The organism is Curtobacterium sp. PhB190 (assembly GCF_004365385.1).
Taxonomy (GTDB): Bacteria; Actinomycetota; Actinomycetes; order Actinomycetales; family Microbacteriaceae; genus Curtobacterium.
On the sequence record NZ_SODN01000004.1, the window covers coordinates 50532 to 73414 of the forward strand.

General features: G+C 69.8%; 19 protein-coding genes and 1 riboswitch. Of the genes, 10 read left to right on the forward strand and 9 right to left on the reverse strand.

All coding sequences use genetic code 11. The features are described from left to right. Positions 1–4: 4 nt before the first annotated feature. Entirely contained in the window at positions 5–493 is a 489-nt protein-coding gene (locus tag EDF47_RS07620) for a GNAT family N-acetyltransferase (RefSeq protein WP_131878310.1), read from the reverse strand. A gap of 68 nt (positions 494–561) precedes the next feature. Here EDF47_RS07620 and EDF47_RS07625 point away from each other — a divergent pair, with 68 nt between their 5' ends. Further along, the gene (locus EDF47_RS07625; protein WP_131878312.1) at positions 562–1446 is read left to right on the forward strand and encodes a LysR substrate-binding domain-containing protein; all 885 of its coding nucleotides are present in this window, start codon (positions 562–564) and stop codon (positions 1444–1446) included. Positions 1447–1486: 40 nt separating this feature from the next. Here EDF47_RS07625 and EDF47_RS07630 read toward each other — a convergent pair whose 3' ends face one another. From EDF47_RS07630 to EDF47_RS07645, 4 genes are read right to left on the reverse strand one after another with little or no spacing between them, the layout of a single operon-like run. Next, positions 1487–1741, reverse strand: a complete 255-nt coding sequence (locus EDF47_RS07630; protein ID WP_111084959.1) for a hypothetical protein — start codon at positions 1739–1741, stop codon at positions 1487–1489. After that, positions 1738–2220, reverse strand: a complete 483-nt coding sequence (locus EDF47_RS07635; RefSeq protein WP_123673093.1) for an FBP domain-containing protein — start codon at positions 2218–2220, stop codon at positions 1738–1740. The genes EDF47_RS07630 and EDF47_RS07635 overlap by 4 nt, the downstream gene beginning before the upstream one ends. Before the next feature lie 40 nt (positions 2221–2260). Continuing rightward, positions 2261–2998: a M48 family metalloprotease gene (locus EDF47_RS07640; protein ID WP_111084961.1), complete on the reverse strand. Its 738-nt coding sequence runs from the start codon at positions 2996–2998 to the stop codon at positions 2261–2263. Positions 2999–3011: 13 nt separating this feature from the next. Continuing rightward, complete coding sequence (locus EDF47_RS07645) at positions 3012–3386, reverse strand: BlaI/MecI/CopY family transcriptional regulator (RefSeq protein WP_111084962.1); 375 nt, start codon at positions 3384–3386, stop codon at positions 3012–3014. A 196-nt stretch (positions 3387–3582) separates the two neighbouring features. Continuing rightward, positions 3583–3688: riboswitch (glycine riboswitch) on the forward strand. 49 nt (positions 3689–3737) lie between these two features. Between EDF47_RS07645 and gcvT the strand changes: the two genes are divergently transcribed. Genes gcvT through gcvP form a run of 3 tightly spaced genes read left to right on the forward strand, consistent with a single transcriptional unit; the run spans position 3738 to position 8174 of the window. Continuing rightward, positions 3738–4856 (forward strand): glycine cleavage system aminomethyltransferase GcvT, encoded by a 1119-nt coding sequence (gene gcvT / locus EDF47_RS07650; protein ID WP_131878316.1) that lies wholly within the window; start codon positions 3738–3740, stop codon positions 4854–4856. 4 nt (positions 4857–4860) lie between these two features. Further along, positions 4861–5238 carry a glycine cleavage system protein GcvH gene (gene gcvH / locus EDF47_RS07655; RefSeq protein ID WP_123294121.1) on the forward strand — a complete coding sequence of 126 codons (378 nt, stop codon included), beginning with the start codon at positions 4861–4863 and terminating at the stop codon, positions 5236–5238. After that, the gene (gene gcvP, locus EDF47_RS07660) at positions 5235–8174 is read left to right on the forward strand and encodes an aminomethyl-transferring glycine dehydrogenase (protein ID WP_131878318.1); all 2940 of its coding nucleotides are present in this window, start codon (positions 5235–5237) and stop codon (positions 8172–8174) included. The genes gcvH and gcvP overlap by 4 nt, the downstream gene beginning before the upstream one ends. On the opposite strand, the gene EDF47_RS07665 is transcribed toward gcvP, so the two are convergent. Further along, a complete protein-coding gene (locus EDF47_RS07665) occupies positions 8171–10168 on the reverse strand; it encodes a S9 family peptidase (protein ID WP_131878320.1) in 1998 nt (665 codons plus the stop codon). The genes gcvP and EDF47_RS07665 overlap by 4 nt on opposite strands. A gap of 306 nt (positions 10169–10474) precedes the next feature. Between EDF47_RS07665 and EDF47_RS07670 the strand changes: the two genes are divergently transcribed. The 5 genes from EDF47_RS07670 (at position 10475) to EDF47_RS07690 (ending at position 16506) form a co-directional block, all read left to right on the forward strand. After that, the gene (locus EDF47_RS07670; protein ID WP_123938971.1) at positions 10475–12100 is read left to right on the forward strand and encodes an ABC transporter substrate-binding protein; all 1626 of its coding nucleotides are present in this window, start codon (positions 10475–10477) and stop codon (positions 12098–12100) included. Positions 12101–12328: 228 nt separating this feature from the next. After that, positions 12329–13258 carry an ABC transporter permease gene (locus EDF47_RS07675; RefSeq protein ID WP_123938970.1) on the forward strand — a complete coding sequence of 310 codons (930 nt, stop codon included), beginning with the start codon at positions 12329–12331 and terminating at the stop codon, positions 13256–13258. Then, positions 13248–14198 carry an ABC transporter permease gene (locus EDF47_RS07680; RefSeq protein WP_123938969.1) on the forward strand — a complete coding sequence of 317 codons (951 nt, stop codon included), beginning with the start codon at positions 13248–13250 and terminating at the stop codon, positions 14196–14198. Before EDF47_RS07675 ends, EDF47_RS07680 begins: the two co-directional genes overlap by 11 nt. After that, on the forward strand, positions 14195–15937 hold the full coding sequence (locus EDF47_RS07685) for an ABC transporter ATP-binding protein (RefSeq protein ID WP_131878322.1): 1743 nt from the start codon (positions 14195–14197) through the stop codon (positions 15935–15937). The genes EDF47_RS07680 and EDF47_RS07685 overlap by 4 nt, the downstream gene beginning before the upstream one ends. Positions 15938–15999: 62 nt before the next feature. After that, the gene (locus tag EDF47_RS07690) at positions 16000–16506 is read left to right on the forward strand and encodes a PH domain-containing protein (RefSeq protein ID WP_133936894.1); all 507 of its coding nucleotides are present in this window, start codon (positions 16000–16002) and stop codon (positions 16504–16506) included. 105 nt (positions 16507–16611) lie between these two features. Here EDF47_RS07690 and EDF47_RS07695 read toward each other — a convergent pair whose 3' ends face one another. Genes EDF47_RS07695 through EDF47_RS07705 form a run of 3 tightly spaced genes read right to left on the reverse strand, consistent with a single transcriptional unit; the run spans position 16612 to position 20671 of the window. Next, positions 16612–18756 carry a dipeptide ABC transporter ATP-binding protein gene (locus tag EDF47_RS07695; RefSeq protein WP_123294114.1) on the reverse strand — a complete coding sequence of 715 codons (2145 nt, stop codon included), beginning with the start codon at positions 18754–18756 and terminating at the stop codon, positions 16612–16614. Next, positions 18749–19687 (reverse strand): ABC transporter permease, encoded by a 939-nt coding sequence (locus EDF47_RS07700; protein ID WP_123340697.1) that lies wholly within the window; start codon positions 19685–19687, stop codon positions 18749–18751. The genes EDF47_RS07695 and EDF47_RS07700 overlap by 8 nt, the downstream gene beginning before the upstream one ends. 3 nt (positions 19688–19690) lie before the next feature. Next, a complete protein-coding gene (locus EDF47_RS07705) occupies positions 19691–20671 on the reverse strand; it encodes an ABC transporter permease (RefSeq protein WP_123938965.1) in 981 nt (326 codons plus the stop codon). 256 nt (positions 20672–20927) lie between these two features. Between EDF47_RS07705 and EDF47_RS07710 the strand changes: the two genes are divergently transcribed. After that, complete coding sequence (locus tag EDF47_RS07710; RefSeq protein WP_131878326.1) at positions 20928–22646, forward strand: ABC transporter family substrate-binding protein; 1719 nt, start codon at positions 20928–20930, stop codon at positions 22644–22646. Positions 22647–22883: the final 237 nt, after the last annotated feature.

Consider the following 22883-nt stretch of genomic DNA (forward strand, 5'->3'; position numbering starts at 1 on the left):
AACGTCAGCGCAGCTCGAGCGTCATGTGCACGTCGGCGCGGACGTAGGGGCTCGGGACGAGCTCGTCCTCGCGCAGGTGCCGGAAGCCGAACGCCTCGTACAGGTGCACGGCGCTGGCCAGCTGTGCGTTGCTCTCGAGGTCGATCCGCTGCGCGCCGAGCTCCCGGGCGCGGTCGAGTGCAGCGGCGATGAGCTTCCGACCGGTGCCGTGCCCCTGATGACCGGGCGCGACGGCCATCTTCACGAGCTCGAACACCCCTGGGGTCGTCGGCGCGATGCCGATGCACCCGATCACCTGGTCGTCGAGTCGCGCGACGAAGACGGCGCCGCCGGGCTCGACGACGTGACCGACGGGGTCGCCGAGGAACTTGCGGTCCTCGTCCTCGAGCGCGAAGAACTGCGTGATCCAGGCCTCGTTGAGGACACGGAACGCCTCGGCGTCAGCGGGGGTGGCGAGGTCGGCGATGGTGACGGTGGAGGTCGCTTCGGGCATGTGTCCATCCTCCGACCCGGATGAGGTCACGTCCAATACTCGTTCGCTTCGATCGATAGGCTGCGTGCATGGATCGGGATCCGGACGTCGACCTCCGTCAGCTCCGCGCGTTCCTCGCCGTGGCCGACGAACTGCACTTCGGACGCGCTGCCGAGCGCCTCCGCATCGCGCAGCCCGCGCTGTCCCAGCAGATCCGCCGCACCGAGCGCGAACTCAGCGTCGACCTGTTCGTCCGGACGAGCCGCAGCGTCGCCCTCACCGCCGCCGGCCAGGTGCTGCAGGGGCGCGCGCGGTCGTTGCTCGGGCAGGTGCGCCGCGATCTCGACGAGACGGTGCGGGTCGGGCGGGGCGAGGCCGGCCGGCTCGACGTCGGGTTCGTCGTCTCCGCGCTGCCCCTCGGGCCGATCGAGCGCGTGCAGGCGTTCCGTGCGCGGTACCCGCTGGTCCGTGTGGACCTGACCGAGGGTTACTCGTCGACGCTCCTCGCCCGGATCGTGCGGGGCGAGCTGGACCTGGCCGTCGTGCGCGACCCGGACCCGGACCCCGCCGTGCGGCTGCTGCCGTTCCGGACCGAGGCGTTCGTCGCGGCGGTCCCACGCGGACACCGGCTCGCCGACCGGACGGCGATCCGAGGCACCGAACTCGTGGACGAGCCGTTCGTGTTCTTCCCCGCCGTGGCCGGTTCGCTCGCGACCGAGCGGAACCTCGCCCCGGTCACCGCCGGTGGCAGACGGCCCGTGGTCGTGCAGGAGGCCACGACCTGGGCCACCGTCCTGCACCTGGTGGGCGCGGGACTCGGCGTGACCGTCGCTCCGGAGAGTGCCGCACTCGCCGCACCGGACACCGTCGTGCTGCTGCCGCTCACCGACAGCGATCACCGCAGCGAGCTGTCGTGGGCGATGCGCGCCGACGACGACCGCGAGATCCTGCGGAACTTCGTCGAAGCCGACTGAGCGACGCCGACTGAGCGACGCCCGGCTGGAAGCGCTTCGCTCAGCCGAGCGCGAGCACGGGCGCCCGGTGGTCGCCGAGCTCGTCGACGTGCCACGGCCGTGCACCCCGCAGGGTCAGCCCGAGCTGCACGAGCACGAACCCGACGTGGGGTTCGACGTCCGGGTCCCACGGCCCTTCGACCCCGAGGCCGAACGCACCGAGTTCGTCATCGGCCTCGTCGCGGAGGGTGAGGCGCCAGCGGCCGTCGCCGAGTTCCTCGACCACGGCCCAGCGGGCGGTGCCGAAGCGGCTCACGCCGACTTCATGATGTCCGCGGTGAAGTTCTGCACGCGCTGCAGCAGCGAGGCACCGCGCATCGCGATCGTCGCCGGCGGGTTGAGGTGCGGAGGAGCGGTGCGGATGAGCATGGAGCACCCGAGGTCCTCGCAGATGTAGGTGCCGATCGTGTTGCCGTTGCGCCCGGCCTCGCCCGCACGGGGTGCCGAGAACAGCCGCACCTGCGTCGCCGGCTGGGGGGAGTGGCAGAACGAGCACATCGCGGCGATGCCGGCGCGCAGGGACCCGCCCGCGGACCGGACGATGATGCCCACGGGGCGGTCGTCGATCCAGGACACGATGTACCCGCGGCGGGCGGCCTGCGGGTCGCGCCAGCCCAGGAACTCGCGCTCGTCCCAGAGCATCTCGTGCAGGCCGGGGATCGGCAGCTGCTCGAGCTCGTCGGGGGTGGCGTTGACGAACGAGGATCGGATGTCGGCTTCGGTCAGTGGCTTCACGGTCCGATCACCATATGCCTCGCCTCCGACACGTGCTCGCTCAGGACAGACGGGAGGCCCGGATTGCCCCGAGCGCGCTGCTCTCGTCCGCCACCAGGACGGCCCGGCGCAGGGCGTCGCGTCCGACACGTCGGGCTGCGGCGTCGTCGGCGGCGAACTCCACGAGGACGCGCGTCGAGCGCGCCATAGCGCGCGCACCGGGCACCCACGGGACCGCACGTTCGATCGATTCGGCGACCGCGACCGCAGCCGCGTGGTGCTGGGTCAGGTGGGCGCGCTCGTGGGCGACCACCGCCTCCAGTTCGTCCGTCCGCAACCGGTCTGCCAAGCCGGTGCTGACCAGCACACCGCCGCTCCGCCCGGGCACGGCGCAGGCCAGGGCGTGGTCCGCGTCGACGACGGCCACCGGGGTGCCGTCGATCTCGCGGTGCGGCGCGACGCCGGAGCGCATGGCCTGGCGGACGGCCTCGTGCTCGGGCCCGGGCCGGACGCGGACGGCGACGACGAACGCGATGACCGCGAGCAGTGCAACGCCGACGTTGAAGCCGTGCGTGGGGGAGCCGTCACCGCCGAGGAGCTCGGTGAGCGGGCGGTCGGCGAGCACGACGAGGGCGATGCCGGCGACGAACCCGACGACGCCGAGCAGCACCGCGAGCGACCAGCAGACCAGGGCGGTGCGCGGGCGGTCGATGGTCCACGCGGATCGGGTCAGCACCCTCGGTGCGAACACGACCACCAGCAGGGCGAGGACGATGAGCGCGATGCCGGCGACGACCACGGAGCGACCCCGGTCAGGAACGTGCGCGGGCGTCGAGGGCGCGGCGCAGGGCCTCGAGGTCGTCGGAGGCGAGCGAGCCGGTGAACTGCAGCAACGCTGCTTCGCGGTCGGCCGAGGCGGCGAGCGCACTCGACATGAGGGACGCGGTCTGTTCGTCGCGACTGTGCACGGCACGGAAGCTCAGCGGGGCGTCGTCGTGCTCCTGCCGCTCCACCTGGCCCTTGCGGCCGAGCCGGTCGAGGACGGTGAGCACGGTGGTCAGCGCCGGCCGGGGCTCCGGGAAGGCATCGAGCACCTGTCGTGCGGTGAGGCCGTCGGTCACGGAGCGGAGCGCGTCGAGCACCGCTTGCTCGAGCTGCCCCCTGGGGCGTGATCGCTGTCCGGCCATCCCCGCATTCTACGAGATGTCGAAGGCCGGTACGCGACACACGTTCGTAACGCGGTCTCGGTATGCTCGGCGCGGACAACTGAACACACCGGCCGCTCATCCGTCGCGGGAGACGCCCTGCACGTGCCCTCGGGCGCACGCACGGCACCGAAGGAGCAATCCCCCCGTCAATCTCTCAGGTCCCACACCGCAGCGGACAGGCCACTCTGAAAAGCAGACGCTCAGTCGTCTCGCCCACGGTGAAAGCCGCCGGACCTCACGGGCCGCGGTGAAACTCTCAGGCCCATGACAGAGGGGGAGTTCCACCCGGCGATCGTCGCCGGGCCCTGCTGATGCCAGGAGAACTCCGCCATGAGTCCGACGCCACTGCGTTCGTCCCCGCTCGAACCCGCGCACGAAGCCGCCGGTGCGACCTTCACCGACTTCGCCGGGTACCGCATGCCCGTGCGCTACTCGTCCGACCTCGCCGAGCACCACGCCGTGCGTCAGTCGGCCGGGGTCTTCGACCTGTCGCACATGGCCGAGATCGGCGTCACCGGTCCGGACGCCGTCGTGTTCCTCGACCACGCGCTCGCCGGCTCCTTCGGCGCGATGCCGCTCGGCCGCGCGAAGTACTCGCTGCTGCTCGCCGAGGACGGCGGGATCCTCGACGACCTCGTCGTGTACCGCACCGACGACGACGTGTTCCTCGTCGTCGCGAATGCCTCGAACCGCGAGGTCGCCGTCGCCGCACTGTCCGCGCGCACCGACGGCTTCGACGTCGCGGTGTCGGACGACTCGGACAGCACCGCACTCGTCGCGATCCAGGGCCCCGCGGCCGCCGGCACGCTCGACGCCCTCGTCGTCGCCGACCGCCTGCAGCCGGAGAGCCCCCTCGACGACCTCGGCTACTACCGCGCCCTGCACGCCGTGTTCGACGGCTCCGAGGTGCTCGTCGCCCGCACCGGGTACACCGGCGAGGACGGCTTCGAGCTCTACAGCGCACCCGAGGTCGCCCCGGCGATCTGGGACGCGCTGCTCGAGGCCGGCGCCGACCGCGGTGTCGTCCCCGCAGGGCTCGCGGCACGCGACACCCTGCGGCTCGAGGCCGGCATGCCCCTGTACGGGCACGAGCTCGGCACCGACGTGCGCCCCGCCCAGGCAGGCCTCGGCCGCGTGGTCGCGAAGAGCGGTGACTTCGTCGGCGCTGCCGGTGTCGCGCCGTCGGACGACGCCCGCGTGCTCGTCGGGCTCGTCACCGAGGGGCGCCGCGCCCCGCGTGCCGGCTACGACGTGGTGCACGACGGCACGGTCGTCGGCACCGTCACCTCGGGTGCCCTCTCGCCGACGCTCGGCCACCCGGTCGCGATGGCCTTCGTGGACCCGGCGCTCGCCACCGAGGGACAAGTCCTGCACATCGACGTCCGCGGAACGGCCATCCCCAGCACCGTCACCGCGTTCCCCTTCTACCGCCGTCCTCAGAAAGGCTGATCCCGTGAGCGACCAGACCGCACTCCAGTACACCGCCGACCACGAGTGGCTCCTCGTCGAGGGCGACACCGTCACCGTCGGCATCACCGACCACGCCGCCGAGCAGCTCGGTGACGTCGTCTACGTCGAGCTCCCCGCCGTCGGCACCGCCACCACCGCGGGCGAGCAGATCGGCGAGATCGAGTCCACCAAGAGCGTCGGTGAACTCTTCGCGCCGATCGAGGGCGAGGTCGTTGCGGTCAACGACGCCGTGGTCGACGCCCCCGACACCGTCAACCAGGACCCGTTCGGCACCGGCTGGCTCGTCAAGATCAAGGTCGACGGCACCTCGTTCCCCGAGGACCTGATGGACCACGACGCGTACCGGGCGTCCATCGCATGACCGGCCCCGACGACCAGCGGGGGTTCCAGAACCTGCAGACCTCGTTCGCCGACCGCCACATCGGCACCACTCCGGCCGACCAGCAGACGATGCTCGACACCGTCGGCCGGCCGTCGCTCGACGCCCTGGTCCGCGCGGCGATCCCGGAGTCGATCCACGCAGCACCCGTCACCGAATCGGTGATCCCCGCCGCCGTCGGCGAGACCGAGGCGCTCGCCGAACTCCGCACCAAGGCCGGACGCAACACCGTCCGCCGGGCCATGATCGGCCTCGGCTACCACGGCACCCACACCCCCGCCGTGATCCAGCGGAACGTGCTCGAGAACCCGAGCTGGTACACGGCCTACACGCCGTACCAGCCGGAGATCTCGCAGGGCCGGCTCGAAGCGCTCATCAACTTCCAGACCATGGTCTCCGACCTGACGGGCATGGCCACCGCCGGCGCCTCGATGCTCGACGAGGGCACCGCCGTGGTCGAGGGCATGCTCCTCGCTCGCCGCGCGTCCAAGGTCAAGGGCGACGCGTTCCTGGTCGACGACGACCTGCTGCCGCAGACCCGCGCGCTGCTCGACCACCGCGCCGACGCCGTCGGCATCACGCTGCGTGCGTTCGACCCTGTCACCGGGCCGACCGACGAGCAGCTCGACGGCGCCTTCGGCGTGATCGTGCAGTACCCCGGTGCCTCCGGCCGGATCGTCGACCCGTCGTCGATCATCGAGCGCGTCCACGCCGGCGGCGGAATCGCCGTCGTCGCGGCCGACCTGCTCGCCATGACCCTGCTCGCCAGCCCCGGTGACCTGGGGGCCGACGTCGCCGTGGGGACGAGCCAGCGCTTCGGCGTCCCGCTCGGCTTCGGCGGCCCGCACGCCGGCTACCTCGCCGTGCGTGCAGGGCTCGAACGCCAGCTGCCCGGTCGCCTGGTCGGGGTGTCCTTCGACGCCGACGGTGCGATGGCCTACCGCCTCAGCCTGCAGACCCGCGAGCAGCACATCCGGCGCGAGAAGGCGACGAGCAACATCTGCACCGCGCAGGTCCTGCTCGCCGTCATGGCCTCGATGTACGCCGTCTACCACGGGCCCGAGGGGCTGCGCTTCATCGCGAACCGGGTCGCCCGGACGACGTCGGCGCTCGCCGAGGTCGCCCGCGACGCCGGGCTCGAGGTCGTGCACGACGCGTTCTTCGACACGCTCACCCTGCGGGCCACCGGTCGCGCCGGGGCGGTCGTCGCCGCAGCGCAGGACGCCGACTTCCTGCTGCACCAGGTGGACGAGGACGTGTTCCAGCTCTCCGTCGACGAGACGACCACGCCCGACGACGTCACCCGACTAGCGGGCGTGTTCGGGGCGGTGGACGTGACCGTCCCGGCGACCGAGGCGGCCGTGCGGGACGCGGCCACGGGCCTCCCGGCCGGTCTGCTGCGCGAGGGCGAGTACCTGACGCACCCGGTCTTCAGCGCACACCGCAGCGAGACCCGCATGATGCGGTACCTGAAGCACCTGGCGGACAAGGACTACGCGCTCGACCGGGGCATGATCCCGCTCGGCAGCTGCACGATGAAGCTCAACGCGGCGACCGAGATGGCCGCGGTGACGTGGCCGGAGTTCGCGAACATCCACCCGTTCGCGCCGCGCGGCGACGTCGAGGGCTACCTCGACATGATCGGTGACCTGGAGTCCTGGCTGGCCGAGGTCACCGGGTACGACACCGTGTCCCTGCAGCCGAACGCCGGCAGCCAGGGTGAGCTCGCCGGACTCCTCGCGATCCGCGGGTACCACCTGGCGAACGGCGACACCGAGCGCACCGTCTGCCTCATCCCGTCGAGCGCGCACGGTACGAACGCCGCGTCCGCGGTGCTCGCCGGCATGAAGGTCGTCGTGGTCGCCTGCGACGAGAACGGCAACGTCGACCTCGCTGACCTCCGCGCGAAGACGGAACAGCACGCCGACACCCTCGCGGCGCTGATGATCACGTACCCATCGACCCACGGCGTGTACGAGCACGACATCCGCGAGATCTGCGACGCCGTGCACGACGCCGGCGGGCAGGTCTACGTCGACGGCGCGAACCTCAACGCCCTGCTCGGCCACGCCCGCTTCGGCGACTTCGGCGGCGACGTCTCGCACCTCAACCTGCACAAGACCTTCTGCATCCCGCACGGCGGTGGCGGACCCGGTGTCGGTCCGGTCGCGGCGAAGGCGCACCTGGCGCCGTACCTGCCGGGGCACCCGTTCGCGCAGCAGGCCGACCGACGGCCCGGTTCGACCGCGGCCGAGGCCGACGACCGCCTGGCGCACGCCGGCGGCCCGGTCAGCGCGGCACCGTACGGCAGCCCGAGCATCCTGCCCATCACGTGGACCTACGTCCGGATGATGGGGCTCGAGGGCCTCACCCGTGCGACCGAAGCAGCCGTGCTCGGGGCGAACTACATCGCGGCCCGCCTGCGCGACGCGTTCCCGGTGCTCTACACGGGCGAGGACGGCCTCGTGGCGCACGAGTGCATCCTCGACCTGCGGCCGTTGCGTGACACCACCGGCATCACCGTCGACGACGTCGCGAAGCGCCTGGTCGACTACGGCTTCCACGCCCCGACCATGTCGTTCCCGGTCGCCGGCACCCTGATGGTGGAGCCGACCGAGAGCGAGGACCTGGCCGAGCTCGACCGGTTCGTCGACGCGATGCTCGCCATCCGTGCCGAGGCCTCGGCGGTGGAGCGCGGGGAGTGGCCGGCGGACGACAACCCGCTCGTGCACGCCCCGCACACGGCATCGTCGGTGATCTCGGGGGAGTGGGCGCACGCCTACACCCGCGAGCAGGCCGTCTACCCGCTGCCCGGCATCAGCGGCCGCAAGTACTGGCCGCCGGTGCGCCGGATCGACCAGGCGTACGGCGACCGCAACCTGGTGTGCGCGTGCCCGCCGGTGGAGGCGTTCGCCTAGCGACCCGCGTCCACCGGCGTGACGGGCAGGTGCTGCGCCCACCACGCGAGGACGTGCTCGAACCGCTGCACGCGGTGCCACGGCGTGCCGGAGCGGGAGAGTTCGTGGCCCTCGCCGGGGAACGCGAGGAACGACGCGTCGACTCCCGCGCGCCGGAGGGCCACGAACTGGCGCTGCCCCTGCTCGATCGGGCAGCGCCAGTCGGCTTCCGAGTGCGCGACCATGAACGGGATGGTGACCTGCGCGGCGTACGTCAGCGGGCTGCGGCGACGCTGCTCTCCCGGGTCGGCACCGACGTACGCGTCGGCGAAGTACCAACCGATGTCGGAACTGCCCGCGAACGAGTCCCACGCGTTCACGGCGCGCTCGCTCCACGCGGCGACGAACCGCTCGCCGTGGTGCGCGGCGACCCAGCTCGTCATGAACCCGCCGTACGAGCCGCCCATGATGCCGACGCGTGCCGCGTCGAGGTCGGGGCGCTCGAGCGCTGCGTCGAGCAGGGCGAGCACGTCGTCGACGTCGACGGTGCCCATCGCCCCGATGACCGCGCGGCCGTGGTCGAGGCCGTACCCGCCGGAACCGCGCGGGTTGCCGATGACGACGGCGTACCCGGCACTGGCGTAGACCTGCGCCTCGTCGAAGAACGCCCAGGTGTCCTGGCCGAACGGTCCGCCGTGCACCACCCGGAGGACGGGGTGCGGCCCCTCGCCCTCGGGCAGGACGACCCAGCCGTGCACCGGGGTGCCGTCGGGAGCGTTCCCGGTGAGCTCCTCGATGCGGCGGACACCGGGGGCCGACGCCTCGGACCGGAGCGGGGCCGCGTAGTCGGTGAGCACCGTCGGGAGGGCATCGTCGGTCACGGTCAGGTCGACCACGTGGACCTCGCCGGGCGAGTCCGTCGTGGCAGCCGTGGCGACCAGGACGTCCCCGTCGACGTCGAAGCCCGAGACGACCAGACGGCCGCCGAGGACGACCCCCAGTTGGTCCAGCCGGAGCGGAGCCGTCGTGCCGGCCGGGACACGACGGACGGTGACGGTGCCGCGGTCGAGCACCTGCACGAGGACGTCGTCGCGGTGGAACACCGGCGTCCCGGAGACGTCGACCGTCTCGCGCGCGGTCAGTCGGACCGGTTCGGAGTCGTGGGCCGCGACCCACAGTCCTTCGGGTTCGCCGACCAGTCGCCCGTCGCGGTGCGACGCCCCGACGTAGTGGACGGTACGGTCCGGGGCGATCGCGATCGAGCTGACGGAGCCCTCGGTCCGGATCGCCAGCGCGATCGTGCCGTCGGACGCGTCGACGCGGTACAGGTCGTCGTCGTGGGTCTCACGCACACCGAGGTCTCGCGGGGCGACGACGAGGAGCGCGCCGCCGTCCGGGTACCAGGCCGGTGCGGAGACCGAGCAGGGCGCGCTCGTGAGCGGGGAGTCCACCGGTGCCGCTGCCGGGTCGGTGACGTCGACGACCACGATCTGCTGCGGCTTGTCGAGCAGGTACCCCGTGCCGTCGACGTGGAAGTCGAGCCGCGACACGAGCCGCGGCGCCTCGGCGGCCGCTGCCGGGCGACGGTCGCCGCCGGGGACTGCGGAGCCGTAGCGCCCGGGTTCGGGGAACCGTGCGGTCACCGCGACACGTGTCGAGTCGGGCGACCAGACGGGGTCGCCGGCACCGAGGGGGAGCGCGGTGACGACGCGGGCCTCGCCGCCGTGCACCGGTGCGACGGCGAGCTGTGGGTGGGCGACGCCGTGGTCGTCGTCGACGGACCGGAGGAAGGCGAGCCAGCGACCGTCCGGTGACAGTGTCGGCGACGAATCGCGGTCGCCCGACGTCCAGCGGACCGCGCCCTCGCCGGTCACGCGTTCGATGGTGCTGCGGTACGCGTCCTGTTCGAGGTCCGGACGCGAGACCGCGACGAAGGCTGCTCCGCCGTCCCCGGGATCACCGCTGACGGTGGGGGAGGAGGGGACGTGGAGATGGGGGATGTCGTTCGCGAGCACGTGTTCACGGTACGGCTGGTGCGGCGCGGATGCCCGGGTCCTGAGGGGGACTCGGGACAGGTCTTCCTTGCACAGAACTGTGTCGCAGTGCAACGAATTTCATGCAGATGCAACAAAAGCGCGAGGGCGTCCAGCAAGCGCGCGAATCTTGCATCTTCTCGCAAGGATCGTGCAAGTTGGTTACCGGCTTGTAACCGTTCGCTCCAGGGTTTGGAGGCTGCTGTCCACCTTGCCTACAGTGCAGATGTCAAACGCGCCCGGGTGACACCGCTGTGCCCTTGCGCGTCCCATGCACCAGGAGGAACCTTGATCAAGAAGCGCGCCGGGCTCACAGCCCTCGCCGTGCTCGGGGCCACAGCACTCGCCCTGACCGCCTGCTCCAGCAACAGCAACAGTGGGGGTGGCTCGGGCTCGTCCAACGCCTCCGGCATCGTCACGACCAACGGCAGCGAGCCGCAGAACCCGCTGATCCCGTCGAACACCACCGAGACCGGTGGCGGCAAGATCATCGACTCGCTCTTCGAGGGCCTCGTGTCCTACGACGCCGACGGCAAGTCCGTCAACGAGGTCGCGAAGAGCATCGACACCGATGACTCGAAGACCTTCGACATCAAGCTGAACACGAACTACACGTTCACGAACGGCGAGAAGGTCACCGCGGAGTCCTTCACCAAGGCCTGGAACTGGGCCGCGCAGAAGTCGAACGCCCAGGGCGCCAGCTACTTCTTCGAGAACATCGAGGGCTACAACGCCGACAAGGACTCGGAGCTCACGGGCCTCAAGGTCGTCGACGACGACGAGTTCACCGTCACGCTGAAGTCGGCCCAGTCGGACTTCCCGCTGTCGCTCGGCTACTCGGCGTTCGTGCCGCTGCCGTCCTCGTTCTACGACGACACCAAGGCGTTCGGTGAGAGCCCGATCGGCAACGGTCCGTACAAGCTCGACGGCAAGAAGGCCTGGACGCACAACCAGTCCATCAAGCTCGTCACCAACAAGGACTACGAGGGCAAGCGCAAGCCGAAGAACGGTGGTCTGACGATCACGTTCTACGCCTCGCAGGACACCGCGTACTCCGACGCGCAGGGCGGCAACCTCGACGTCCTCGACGCCGTGCCGGACGCAGCCTTCGCGACGTACAAGTCGGACTTCCCGGACTCGAACGTCAACCAGCCGGCCGCCATCTTCCAGGCGATCTACCTGCCGTACTACCTCGACCACTGGAAGGGCGAGGAAGGCACGCTGCGTCGTGAGGCCGTCTCGATGGCCATCAACCGCAAGCAGATCACCGACAAGATCTTCGACGGCACGCGCACCCCGGCGAAGGACTTCACGTCGCCGGTCATCGCGGGCTGGAACGACGACCTCGACGGCTCCGACGTCCTGGACTACAACGAGTCCGAGGCCAAGAAGCTGTGGGCCGAGGCCGACAAGATCTCGAAGTACGACGACACCCTCACCATCACGTACAACGCCGACGGTGGGCACGAGGCGTGGGTGACCGCGGTCACGAACTCGATCTCGAACACGCTCGGCATCAAGGCCGAGGGCAACGCGATCCCGACGTTCCAGGAGGCCCTTGACCTCCAGACGAACGACAAGCTCACGGGCGGCAGCCGCACCGGTTGGCAGGCCGACTACCCGTCGCTGTACAACTTCCTCGGCCCGACCATGGGTGAGGGCTCGTCGAACAACTACTCGCGGTACGACTCCAAGGAGTACAACGACCTGCTCGCCGAGGGCCGTTCGGCCGCCACGGTCGAAGAGGGCAACAAGTCCTTCGACCAGGCCCAGGAGCTCCTGTTCAAGGACCTCCCGGAGATCCCGCTCTGGTACTCGAACGTCACCGGTGTCTGGAACGCCGACAACGTGTCCAACGTGAAGTTCGGTTGGAACTCGGTGCCGCTGTACTACGACATCGAGGTCACGAAGTAACACCGCTCTCCTCGAGAGCACCGCGTGGGCAGGTATCCTGCCTCGCGACCACCGGACGGGGGTTCGGGGACCGCACAGGTCCCCGAACCCCCGTACCTCGGCGGCAACACCTTCCCCCACCACATCGGGCGCCGCCGCCCGAACCGGACATCCGTGCCGACCCTCGGAACGTCCACCCCTCACCACAATGAACCTGATCGACATCGCTCCGGACCGGGCAGGGATCTGATGCTCTGGTACCTCGGCAAGCGCCTCCTGCAACTCATCCCCGTGTTCTTCGGGGCCACGTTCCTCATCTACTTCATGGTGTTCTCGCTGCCCGGCGACCCGATCGCAGCACTGTTCGGCGACCGCCAGCCGTCGCCGCAGGTCATCGAGACGCTGCGCCAGCAGTACAACCTGGACAAGCCGTTCATCGTCCAGTACCTGCTCTGGATCGGCGGCGTGTTCCGCGGCGACCTCGGCGTGACCTACTCCGGACTGCCGGTCAGCCAGCAGCTCGCCTCGGCGTTCCCGATCACCGCTCGCCTGGCGATCCTCGCGCTCGTGTTCGAGGCCGTCGCCGGCATCGTCGTCGGTGTCATCGCGGGTCTGCGCAAGGGCAAGCTGTTCGACGCCACCGCCCTGGTCGTGTCGCTCCTGCTCATCTCGGTGCCGACCTTCGTCGTCGGGTTCCTGCTGCAGTACGTGTTCGGCATCAAGCTCGGGTTGTTCCGGGTCACGGTGTCCGGCGAGGCCCCCTGGTCCGAGCTCGTCCTGCCCGCCATCGTGCTCGCGACGGTGTCGTTCGCCTACATCGTGCGCCTCACCCGCGCGAGCGTCGCCGAGAACACCACGGCGGACTTCGTGCGCACCGCGACCGCGAAGGGCCTGCCCCGTCGTCGTGTGGTCGGCGTGCACATCTTCCGGAACTCGCTCATCCCCGTGGTGACCTACCTGGGTGTGGACATCGGCAACCTGATGGTCGGCGCGATCGTCACCGAGGGCATCTTCAACATCAACGGGGTCGGCGGCACGGTGTTCCGCGCCGTCAAGCTCGGCGAGGGCCCGACGGTGGTCTCCTTCGTCGCCGTGATGGTCATCATCTTCATGCTCGCCAACCTCCTGGTGGACCTGCTCTACGCCGTCCTGGACCCGAGGATCCGCTATGCCAAGTAACGCCGCACCCCGTTCGGCGACGCACTTCGTCGCCCCGCTGGAGGAAACGCCCCTGCAGGCGATCGACCAGGTCAACGAGGACGAGAAGACCCGTTCCCTGTGGACCGACGCCTGGGAGTCCATGCGGACCCGCCCGACGTTCTGGATCTCCTCGATCCTGATCCTGCTGATCATCGTCGTCGCGGTCTTCCCCGGGCTCTTCGCCCACGTCGACCCGCGGGCGTCGAACCTCGACAACAGTGACGGCGGACCCGAGGCCGGGCACATCCTGGGCTTCACGCGTCAGGGCTCCGACGTCTACGCCCGCGTGATCTGGGGCGCCCAGAACTCGCTCATCGTCGGCATCGTCGCGACGGTCCTGGTGTCGCTGGTCGGCATCGTGATCGGCGCACTGGCCGGTTTCTACGGCGGCTGGCTCGACACGATCGTGTCCCGCATCGGCGACATCTTCTTCTCGATCCCCACCGTCCTCGGTGCGATCGTGATCATGTCCGTCATCCCCGCGCGGAACGCGATCACCGTCGCGCTCGTGCTCGCCGCGTTCGCGTGGCCGCAGATCGCCCGCATCATGCGTGGTGCCGTCCTGAGCGCCAAGCAGGCCGACTACGTCATGGCGTCGGCCGCCCTCGGCGTCAGCCGGTTCAAGACGCTGCTGCGCCACGTCATCCCGAACTCGCTGGCTCCGGTCATCGTGGTCGCGACCGTCTCGCTCGGCTCCTTCATCGTGGCCGAGGCGACCCTGTCGTTCCTCGGCATCGGACTGCCGCCGTCGGCCCTCAGCTGGGGTCTCGACATCGGAACGGCGCAGACGTCGATCCGCACCAACCCGTCGACGATCTTCTGGCCGTCGGCCGCGCTGTCCATCACCGTGCTCGCGTTCCTGCTCCTCGGTGACGTGGTGCGCGACGCGCTCGACCCGAAGGCGAGGGCCCGCCGATGAGCGAGACGCTGACCAACCCCACCGGCCGACGCACCAACGCCGACGGCGCCCCGCTGCTCGAGATCCGCGACCTGCAGGTCGGCTTCAAGACGCAGTCCGGTCTCGTGCAGGCCGTGCGCAGTGTCGACCTCACCCTCGAGCAGGGCGAGCGTCTGGCCATCGTCGGCGAGTCCGGTTCCGGCAAGTCGACGAGCGCCCAGGCGATCATCAAGCTGCTGCCCGGCACCGGCCAGGTCACCGGCGGGTCGATCAAGTTCAACGGGCGCGAGCTCGTCGGGCTGAGCGACAAGGAGATGTCCGAGATCCGCGGGAAGGAGATCGGCTACGTCCCGCAGGACCCGATGTCGAACCTCAACCCGCTGTGGTCGATCGGTTTCCAGGTCGAGGAGGCAATCCGTGCGAACGGCATGGCCACCGGCAAGAAGGCCGTCCGCGACCGCGCGATCGAGGTCCTGAAGGAAGCGGGCCTCGGCGACGCCTCGACCCGCCTCAAGCAGTACCCGCACGAGTTCTCCGGCGGTATGCGACAGCGCGTGCTCATCGGCATCGGTCTGTCGAGCCGCCCGCAGCTGCTCATCGCCGACGAGCCGACGAGCGCGCTCGACGTCACGGTCCAGCGCGTCATCCTCGACCACCTCGAGAGCCTGACCCGCGACTTCGGCACCTCGGTGCTGTTCATCACGCACGACCTCGGCCTCGCCGCCGAGCGGGCCGAGAAGCTCGTCGTGATGTACAAGGGCCAGGTCGTCGAGGCCGGTCCCTCGAAGGAGATCCTGGCCAACCCGCAGCACCCGTACACGCAGCGCCTGGTCGCCGCGGCGCCCTCGCTCGCGAGCCGCCGCATCCAGTCGAAGGTGCAGCACGAGCGCATCGAGATCGCCGACGCCGGCAACGACGACGCCGAGCTCATCGCCCGGGCGCAGGAGCGCGAGCACCGTCCCGCCGAGGACCTCATCGTGGTGAAGAACCTCGAGAAGATCTACAAGCTGCGCGGCAAGAGCCTCGCCACCCGCGAGCTCAAGGCCGTCGACGACGTGTCGTTCGCGATCCCGAAGGGCACCACCACGGCGCTCGTCGGCGAGTCCGGTTCGGGCAAGTCGACCGTCGCCAAGCTGGTGCTGCAGCTCGAGAGCATCTCGAGCGGCACCGTGCAGTTCGACGGCATCGACATCGGCGCGCTGAAGGGCAAGGACCTCTTCGACTTCCGCCGCCGCGTGCAGCCGGTGTTCCAGGACCCGTACGGCTCGCTGGACCCGATGTACAACGTCGGGAACACGATCGCCGAGCCGCTCGCCACGCACAAGGTGGGCGACAAGGCGTCGCGTCGAGCCCGCGTGCTCGAGCTGCTCGACCAGGTCGCGCTGCCGAAGTCGATGGTCAACCGCTACCCGAACGAGCTCTCGGGCGGGCAGCGGCAGCGTATCGCCGTCGCGCGCGCGCTCGCACTCAAGCCGGAGGTCATCGTCCTCGACGAGGCCGTCTCCGCGCTCGACGTGCTCGTGCAGGGGCAGATCCTCGACCTGCTGACGGAGTTGCAGACCGAACTCGGCCTGACCTACCTGTTCATCACGCACGACCTGGCGGTCGTCCGCCTGGTCGCGGACAACGTGTGCGTCATGCGCCAGGGCAAGATCGTCGAGAAGGCGACGACCGACGAGGTCTTCGCCGCCCCGAAGGAGCAGTACACGAAGGACCTCCTGGCTGCCATCCCCGGCGCCGGGTTCGAGTTCGGACGCTGATCCTGCTGGACACGAACGAGGCCGGACGTCCCGTCGTCCTCCGCGCTGGTCGCGGAGGCGCCGTGGCGGCCGGCCTCGTCGCCGTCCTGGGCCTCTTCCTGCTGGTCGACGCGGCGGTGCGCGGCAGCTGGATCGTGGTGCTCGACGCCGTCGGACCGATCGCCGTGCTGGTCTGGGTCCTGTGGGTGCTCACCTACCGCCCGTGCATCCGCATCGACGACACGGCCGTCACCGTCGTCAACCCGCTCCGCCGCACCGTGGTGCCGTGGCACGCGGTCGCCGACGTCAAGCTCCGCTGGCAGATCGTCATCGAGACGGTCGCCGGCCGTCGCGTGCAGTGCTGGGGCGGTCCGTCGCTGCCCCGGCCGAAGCCGGCCCGGCGCGGCGAGCGTGCCGTGCTGCGCCAGCCGGACGAGATGACCGTGCTGCTCGACCGGTGGGCTGAGCAGCGTGCCGTCGCCGGTGACGGCGATGCCGTGCGCGGCTGGGACGTGCCGGCCCTGGCGGTCGGCGCAGCGGCGCTGGCGCTGCTCGCCGCCTCGCTGCTCAGCCTGTGGCTGGGAGCCTGACGCGGCTCGCGATCGCGACCACGAGACGGACGGGAGGCCCGGCGCACGACGTGTGCCGGGCCTCCCGTCCGTCCTCTGGTCACGTCCACCACGTGACCCGCGTCGTCAGACGACCGCGCCGACCCGCTCGGTGAGCAGGTGCTCCTGGTCGGTCTGGATGCACGCGACGCCGCGGCCGTGCACGTCCTGCAGGCGCGGATCGACGGTGCGGCACTGTTCCTGCCGACCCTCGTCGAGGAGCTGGTAGAGCGGGCAGCGGGTGCGGAACCGGCAGCCGTCGATGCGCTCGGTGGGGGAGGGCAGGTCCCCGTCGAGCAGGATCCGACCACGGGCGGCCTCGGCGGACGGGTCCGGCACCGGCACGGCCGACAGCAGGGCCCGCGTGTACGGGTGCTGCGGGTCGGAGAACACCTTGTCGCCGTCGCCGTACTCGACGATCCGGCCGAGGTACATGACCGCGACGTCGTCGGCGATGTGCCGGACGACGGACAGGTCGTGCGCGACGAACAGGTACGACAGGCCGAGGCGGTGCTTCAGGTCCTCGAGCAGGTTGATCACGCCGGCCTGCACCGAGACGTCGAGCGCCGAGACGGGCTCGTCGAGCACGAGGATCTTCGGTTCGACGATGAGCGCCCGGGCGATGCCGATGCGCTGCCGCTGGCCACCGGAGAACTCGTGCGGGTACCGGTCGATGTAGCTCGGCTCGAGCCCGACGAGCTCGAGGACCTCGCGGACCCGGCGGCGGATCTCGTCCTTCGCGACCCCGTGCACCGTCAGCGGTTCACCGATCACCGAACCGATGTCGAGCCGGGGGTCGATCGACGCCATCGGGTCCTGGAACACGACCTGGATGTCGCGGCGGATCGCCAGGCGGTCCTTCTTCGACAGCGACGCGGTGTCGACGCCGTTCACCCGGATGGTGCCCTGCTGGGCGCCGGCGAGCTCGAGGATCTCCATGATCGTGGTGGTCTTACCGCAGCCGGACTCACCGACCAACCCGAGCACCTGCCCGCGCTTCAGCGTCAGGGAGATGCCGTCGACCGCGTGCACCTCGCCGATCTGCCGCCGGAAGAGCGCGCCCTTGGTGAGCGGGAACGTCTTGACGACGTCGGTGAGCTCGAGCACGACGTCGTCGCCGTGGTCGACCGCCGCCTCGGGGATGTCCTCGGGGCGGGGGAAGATCTCCGACCGCTCGAGGGTGCCCGCCGCGATCTCGTCGCGACGGATGCACGCGGCGGTGTGGTCGTCGAGCAGCGTGCCGTTACCGATCGTCGGGACGGTCCCGGTCAGGACCGGGTTGTCGCCGCTCTGCGGGACGGTCGGCTCGACCAGCGCGGGCTCGCCGTCGCGGCAGGCGTCGATGACCGCCGGGCAGCGGTCGGCGAACGGGCAGCCGGTCGGCTTCTGCGTGAGCAGGGGCGGGCGGCCCTCGAGCGGGACGAGTCGTTCGGTGCGGGCCGCGGTCATGTTCGGCATCGAGCGGAGGAGCCCGATCGTGTACGGCATGACGGGCTCGCGGAAGAGCGGCTCGACCGGAGCCGTCTCGACGATGCGGCCCGCGTACATCACGGCGACGCGGTCCGCGTTGCCGGCGACGACACCGAGGTCGTGCGTGATCAGGACCACGGCGGCGCCGGTCATGTCCTTCGCCGTCTGCAGCACGTCGAGGATCTGCGCCTGGATCGTGACGTCGAGCGCGGTGGTCGGCTCGTCGGCGATGATCAGCTTCGGGTCGTTCGCGATGGCGATGGCGATCATCGCCCGCTGCCGCATGCCGCCGGAGAACTCGTGCGGGAACGCGTCGAGGCGCCGAGCGGGGTTCGGGATGCCGACGACGCGCAGCAGCTCCTCGGCGCGGGTGCGGGCGGCGTGCTGGGTGAGGGAGCGGTCGTGCAGTCGCAGCCCCTCGATGATCTGCTGGCCGATCGTGTACACGGGCGTCAGGGCGGACAGCGGGTCCTGGAACACCATCGCGATGTCGCCGCCGCGCAGGCGGGACATCTCGCGGTCGTTCTTGCCCAAGAGCTCTTGGCCGTCGAAGCGGATGCTGCCCTCGACGTGGGCGGACGACGGGAGCAGACCCATCACGGCCATCGAGGACACCGACTTGCCGGAGCCGGACTCGCCGACGATCCCGAGGAACTCGCCGGGGGCCACCGTGTAGTCGACCCCGCGGACGGCGTAGACGGGCTTGGTCTTCGGGTTGAACGTGACCGACAGGTCGGACACGGTCAGCAGCGGCTCAGTCACGGTTGGCTCCGGAGGTGGGGTCGATGGCGTCGCGCAGGGCGTCGCCGAGCAGGCTGGTCGAGAGCACGGTCGCGACGAGGGTCGCGGCGGGCAGGACGAACAGCCACGGGCGGGTGACGGCGGACTGGCTGCCGGCGGCGAGCAGGGTGCCGAGCGAGACGTCGGGGATCTGGATGCCGAAGCCGAAGAAGCTCAGCGAGCTCTCCGCCAGGATCGCGGCCCCGACGCCGAGCGTCGCGTCGATGATGAGCAGGGACGCCACGTTCGGCAGGATGTGCCGTCGGATGATCGTGAACGCCGGCACCCCCATGAAGCGGGCGGCCTTCACGTAGTCGCGTTCGCGCAGGGACATCGTCTGGCCGCGGATGACGCGGGCCATCACCATCCAGCTGAACACCGCGAGGCCGACGATGAGCGCCACCCACGTCAGGTTCTTGAACACCGGGCTGAGGAGCACGAGCGCGTAGAACGAGGGGATCACGAGCAGCAGGTCGATGACCCACACGAGCACGCGGTCCACGGTGCCGCCGAAGTAGCCGGCGATCGCACCGACGATGCCGGCGATCAGCGTGGCGGCCGGACCGGCGATGAGGCCGATGAGCAGCGACTTCTGCAGGCCGACGAGCGTCTGCGCGTAGATGTCCTGGCCGATGTCGTTCGTGCCGAACCAGTGCGCGGCGCTCGGCGGCATGCCGAACGCCAGACCGTCGGAGTCGACGGCGTTCCAGTGGTACAGGTGCGGGCCGACGAAGGCCCACAGCAGGATGAGCAGCAGGGCGCCGCCACCGATGCGGGCACGCCAGGTGCCGAACACCTTGCGCCAGAGCGGCGTGCGGCCGCCCTTGACCTCGATGACGTGCGCCGGGGTGCCGGCGTTGCCGTCACCGGGGTCACCGGCAGTGGTCGTGGTCGTGGGGTCGAGAACAGACACGGGTCACACCCTCACTCGCGGGTCGAGCGCGGCGTAGAGCAGGTCCGCGAGGGTTCCTGCGATGAGCACGAGGATCGCCGTGAAGAGGATCGTGCCCGAGGCCGCGTTGATGTCGTTGTTGGTGATGCCCTGGACGAAGTACTCGCCCATGCCGTGCCAGCTGAAGACCAGCTCGGTGATGCTCGCGCCGGTCAGGATCAGCCCGAACGAGTACGCGAAGAACGTCGACATCGGGATGAGGGCGACGCGGACGCCGTGGCGCATGATGGCCGATCCACGCGTCCGGCCCTTCGACCGCGCGGTGCGGATGAAGTCGTTCGACAGCACGTCGAGCATCGCGGAGCGCTGGTACCGCGAGTACGTGGCGACGGCGCCGACGGTCAGCGAGATCGTGGGTAACAGCAGGTGTATCAGCCGGTCGCCGAGCACCGGGAAGAACCCGTTCACCCCCGGCGTGTACTCACCCGTGAACCGGATCACCTGGGTGCCGAGCCCCTGGTTCATCGCGGTCGCGAGGATCATCAGGACGACCGCGATGACGAAGGTCGGGGTGGCGAGCACGGCGAACGACAGGTACGTCGAGACCTGGTCCGACGTGCGGTACTGGCGGACGGCGTTCCACACGCCGAGCAGCACCCCGAGGATCGCGCCGAGCAGGGTGCCGATGACCAGCAAGCGCAGGCTCGTACCGGAGCGGGCGACGATGTCGGCCGTGACCTCGGTGCCGCGGGTGCTCATGCCGAGCGAACCGTGCGTCACGAGGTTCGACCACCAGGTCCACGTCCGGACGATGAGCGGGGTGTCCGGATCGGCACCGAGCTTCCGCAGGGACGCGTCGATCGTGCCCTGCGGCACGGCCGGGTTGCGGCCCAGGAACCGGGCAGCCGGGTTGAGCGTGCTGCTGGCGAGGATGTAACCGAGGGTCGTCGCGACGATCGTCAGGACGATGTAGTTGACGATCCGCTTTGCGATGAAGGCAAGCATGTACTGGGACCTCGTGGGGTGCGGCCGTCCGTCCGGACGGCGTTGTCGGTGGCGACAGGTTAGCCGCTCGCGACGGAGGGGTGGGACTTCCGTTGTGACGCTATGCAACATTCGTTACGAGCATGTTTCGATTCCCCACATCAACCCTTGTGGAGCCTTCGGATGTGACTAGGGTTCTCAACCAACAGGCGTGGCGGCGGGGGTCGCCGCGTTCCAGCGCGAACTGCGCGAACCACAACGAAAGGGAATCCTCGCCATGCGAAAGAGGATCAAGGGCATCGCCGTGCTGGCCACCGCTGCGGCTGCGGCCGTCGTGCTGGCGGGCTGCTCCGGCGGTGGACAGGCGGGCAACAGCAGCTCCGCGGTCGCCGAGTCGTCGCTGAAGTCGACCGGCTGGACCGTCGCGGACCGCGCGGACGTCAAGGACGGCGGGTCGATCACCCTGCCGATCGACACCGCTCCGGCGAACTTCCAGATCAACAACCTCGACTCCGGAACCGTCGACGACCAGACGATCTCCGGTGCGTACCTGCCGGGCTTCATCCAGTTCAAGGAGAACGGCGAGTGGGAGGTGAACAAGGACTTCGCGACCTCGGTCGAGCTGACCAAGGACTCACCCCAGACCGTCGAGATCAAGATCAACCCGAAGGCCGTGTGGTCTGACGGCACCCCGATCAGCGCGAAGGACGTCATCGCGAACTGGAAGGCGCTGAACGGCACGAACAAGGCCTTCGCGCCCCTCGCCACCAACGTGTGGGAGGACGTCGACTCGGTCAAGCAGGGCTCGGACGAGCGCGACGTCATCATGACGTTCTCGAAGACGAACGCCGACTGGGCGAGCGTCCTGGGCTCCATCTACCCGTACTGGGCCGTCGACACCCCCGAGCACTTCAACACCGCCTGGGCCAAGGGTCCGTACGCCGCTGACGGCAAGACCTACGTCTCCGGTGGCCCGTACATCGTGAAGTCCTTCGACGCCAACGGCGGCGTCCTCACGTTCGAGAAGAACCCGAAGTGGTGGGGCGACGAGGGCAAGCTCGACACCATCGTCTTCAAGACGGTCTCGCGTGACGGTGTCGCGCAGGCGTACGGGAACAAGGAACTCGACGCGTTCAACCTGAACGGCAGCGCCGACAACCTCAAGACGGCGAACTCCCGCTCCGACTCGAAGATCGAGCGCTCGCTCGGCACCACGCAGCGGCAGATCACGCTGAACGGCACCTCGGACGTCTTCAAGGACCAGGACGTGCGCCAGGCGTTCGCCCAGGCCATCAACCGCAAGGTCCTCGCCCAGGCGATCCTGTCGCCGGTGAAGAGCCCGGGTGACGTGCTCAACAACCTGACGTACCTGCCCGGTCAGGAGGGCTACCAGGACGACGTCTCGTCGGTCTACGGCTACAGCACCGACAAGGCGAAGTCGAAGCTCGAGGACGCCGGCTGGAAGGTCGGTTCGGACGGCTACGCGACCAAGGGCGGCAAGGAACTCGACGTCCGCTTCGTGATCCCGTCGGACAACCCGAACTCGGCGAACGTCGCGCAGCTCGTGCAGCAGCAGACGAAGCTCGCCGGCTTCAAGGTCACGATCGACACCGTGCCCTCGGACGACTTCTTCACGAAGTACATCACCACCGACGGCCGTGACTTCGACGCCACGTACTTCGCGTGGCAGGGCACGCCGTTCCCGATCTCGTCGCTCAAGTCGATCTACTACCCCGCCGACGCCGGCCAGAACTACACCGGCGTGACGGACGACTCGCTCGGCGCGGCATGGGACAAGGCGAACGCCGAGCTCGACCCCGATGCCCGCATCAAGGACGCGCAGGCGATCGACAAGAAGATCGTCGCCGTCGCCGGCACCATCCCGCTGTTCGCCGAGCCGTACGCCTGGGGTGTGCGCAAGGACCTCGTGAACTACGGCCCCGCGCAGTTCCAGCAGTACTCGGTCAAGTGGCAGGACGTGGGCTACACCAAGTAGTCCCGCCACCGAAGGGCTCCACCTCGACCCGAGGTGGAGCCCTTCGTGCACCGCGTTCCGGCGTTGCTCATGTGATCCCGACCGTCGAGAGCGGTGCGTATTGCATTCGAACCGTCTCGCCGCTGTCAGCATTCACAGATGGGTGTCCCATCCCAGATGGGAAAGAGAATGCGGCTGTGACGCCCCTTCGGAGGAGTCACAGCCGCATTCGGGTCGATCAGTCGCTTGCCCTCATCC

What these genes read in the sequence shown, in the direction of transcription:
- EDF47_RS07620 (WP_131878310.1), bottom strand. Translation starts at nt 493, where the DNA reads ATGCCCGAAGCGACCTCCACCGTCACCATCGCCGACCTCGCCACCCCC.
- EDF47_RS07685 (WP_131878322.1), top strand. Translation starts at nt 14,195, where the DNA reads ATGAGCGAGACGCTGACCAACCCCACCGGCCGACGCACCAACGCCGAC.
- EDF47_RS07645 (WP_111084962.1), bottom strand. Translation starts at nt 3,386, where the DNA reads ATGGCCGGACAGCGATCACGCCCCAGGGGGCAGCTCGAGCAAGCGGTG.
- EDF47_RS07705 (WP_123938965.1), bottom strand. Translation starts at nt 20,671, where the DNA reads ATGCTTGCCTTCATCGCAAAGCGGATCGTCAACTACATCGTCCTGACG.
- gcvP (WP_131878318.1), top strand. Translation starts at nt 5,235, where the DNA reads ATGACCGGCCCCGACGACCAGCGGGGGTTCCAGAACCTGCAGACCTCG.
- EDF47_RS07680 (WP_123938969.1), top strand. Translation starts at nt 13,248, where the DNA reads ATGCCAAGTAACGCCGCACCCCGTTCGGCGACGCACTTCGTCGCCCCG.
- gcvT (WP_131878316.1), top strand. Translation starts at nt 3,738, where the DNA reads ATGAGTCCGACGCCACTGCGTTCGTCCCCGCTCGAACCCGCGCACGAA.
- EDF47_RS07625 (WP_131878312.1), top strand. Translation starts at nt 562, where the DNA reads ATGGATCGGGATCCGGACGTCGACCTCCGTCAGCTCCGCGCGTTCCTC.
- EDF47_RS07675 (WP_123938970.1), top strand. Translation starts at nt 12,329, where the DNA reads ATGCTCTGGTACCTCGGCAAGCGCCTCCTGCAACTCATCCCCGTGTTC.
- EDF47_RS07710 (WP_131878326.1), top strand. Translation starts at nt 20,928, where the DNA reads ATGCGAAAGAGGATCAAGGGCATCGCCGTGCTGGCCACCGCTGCGGCT.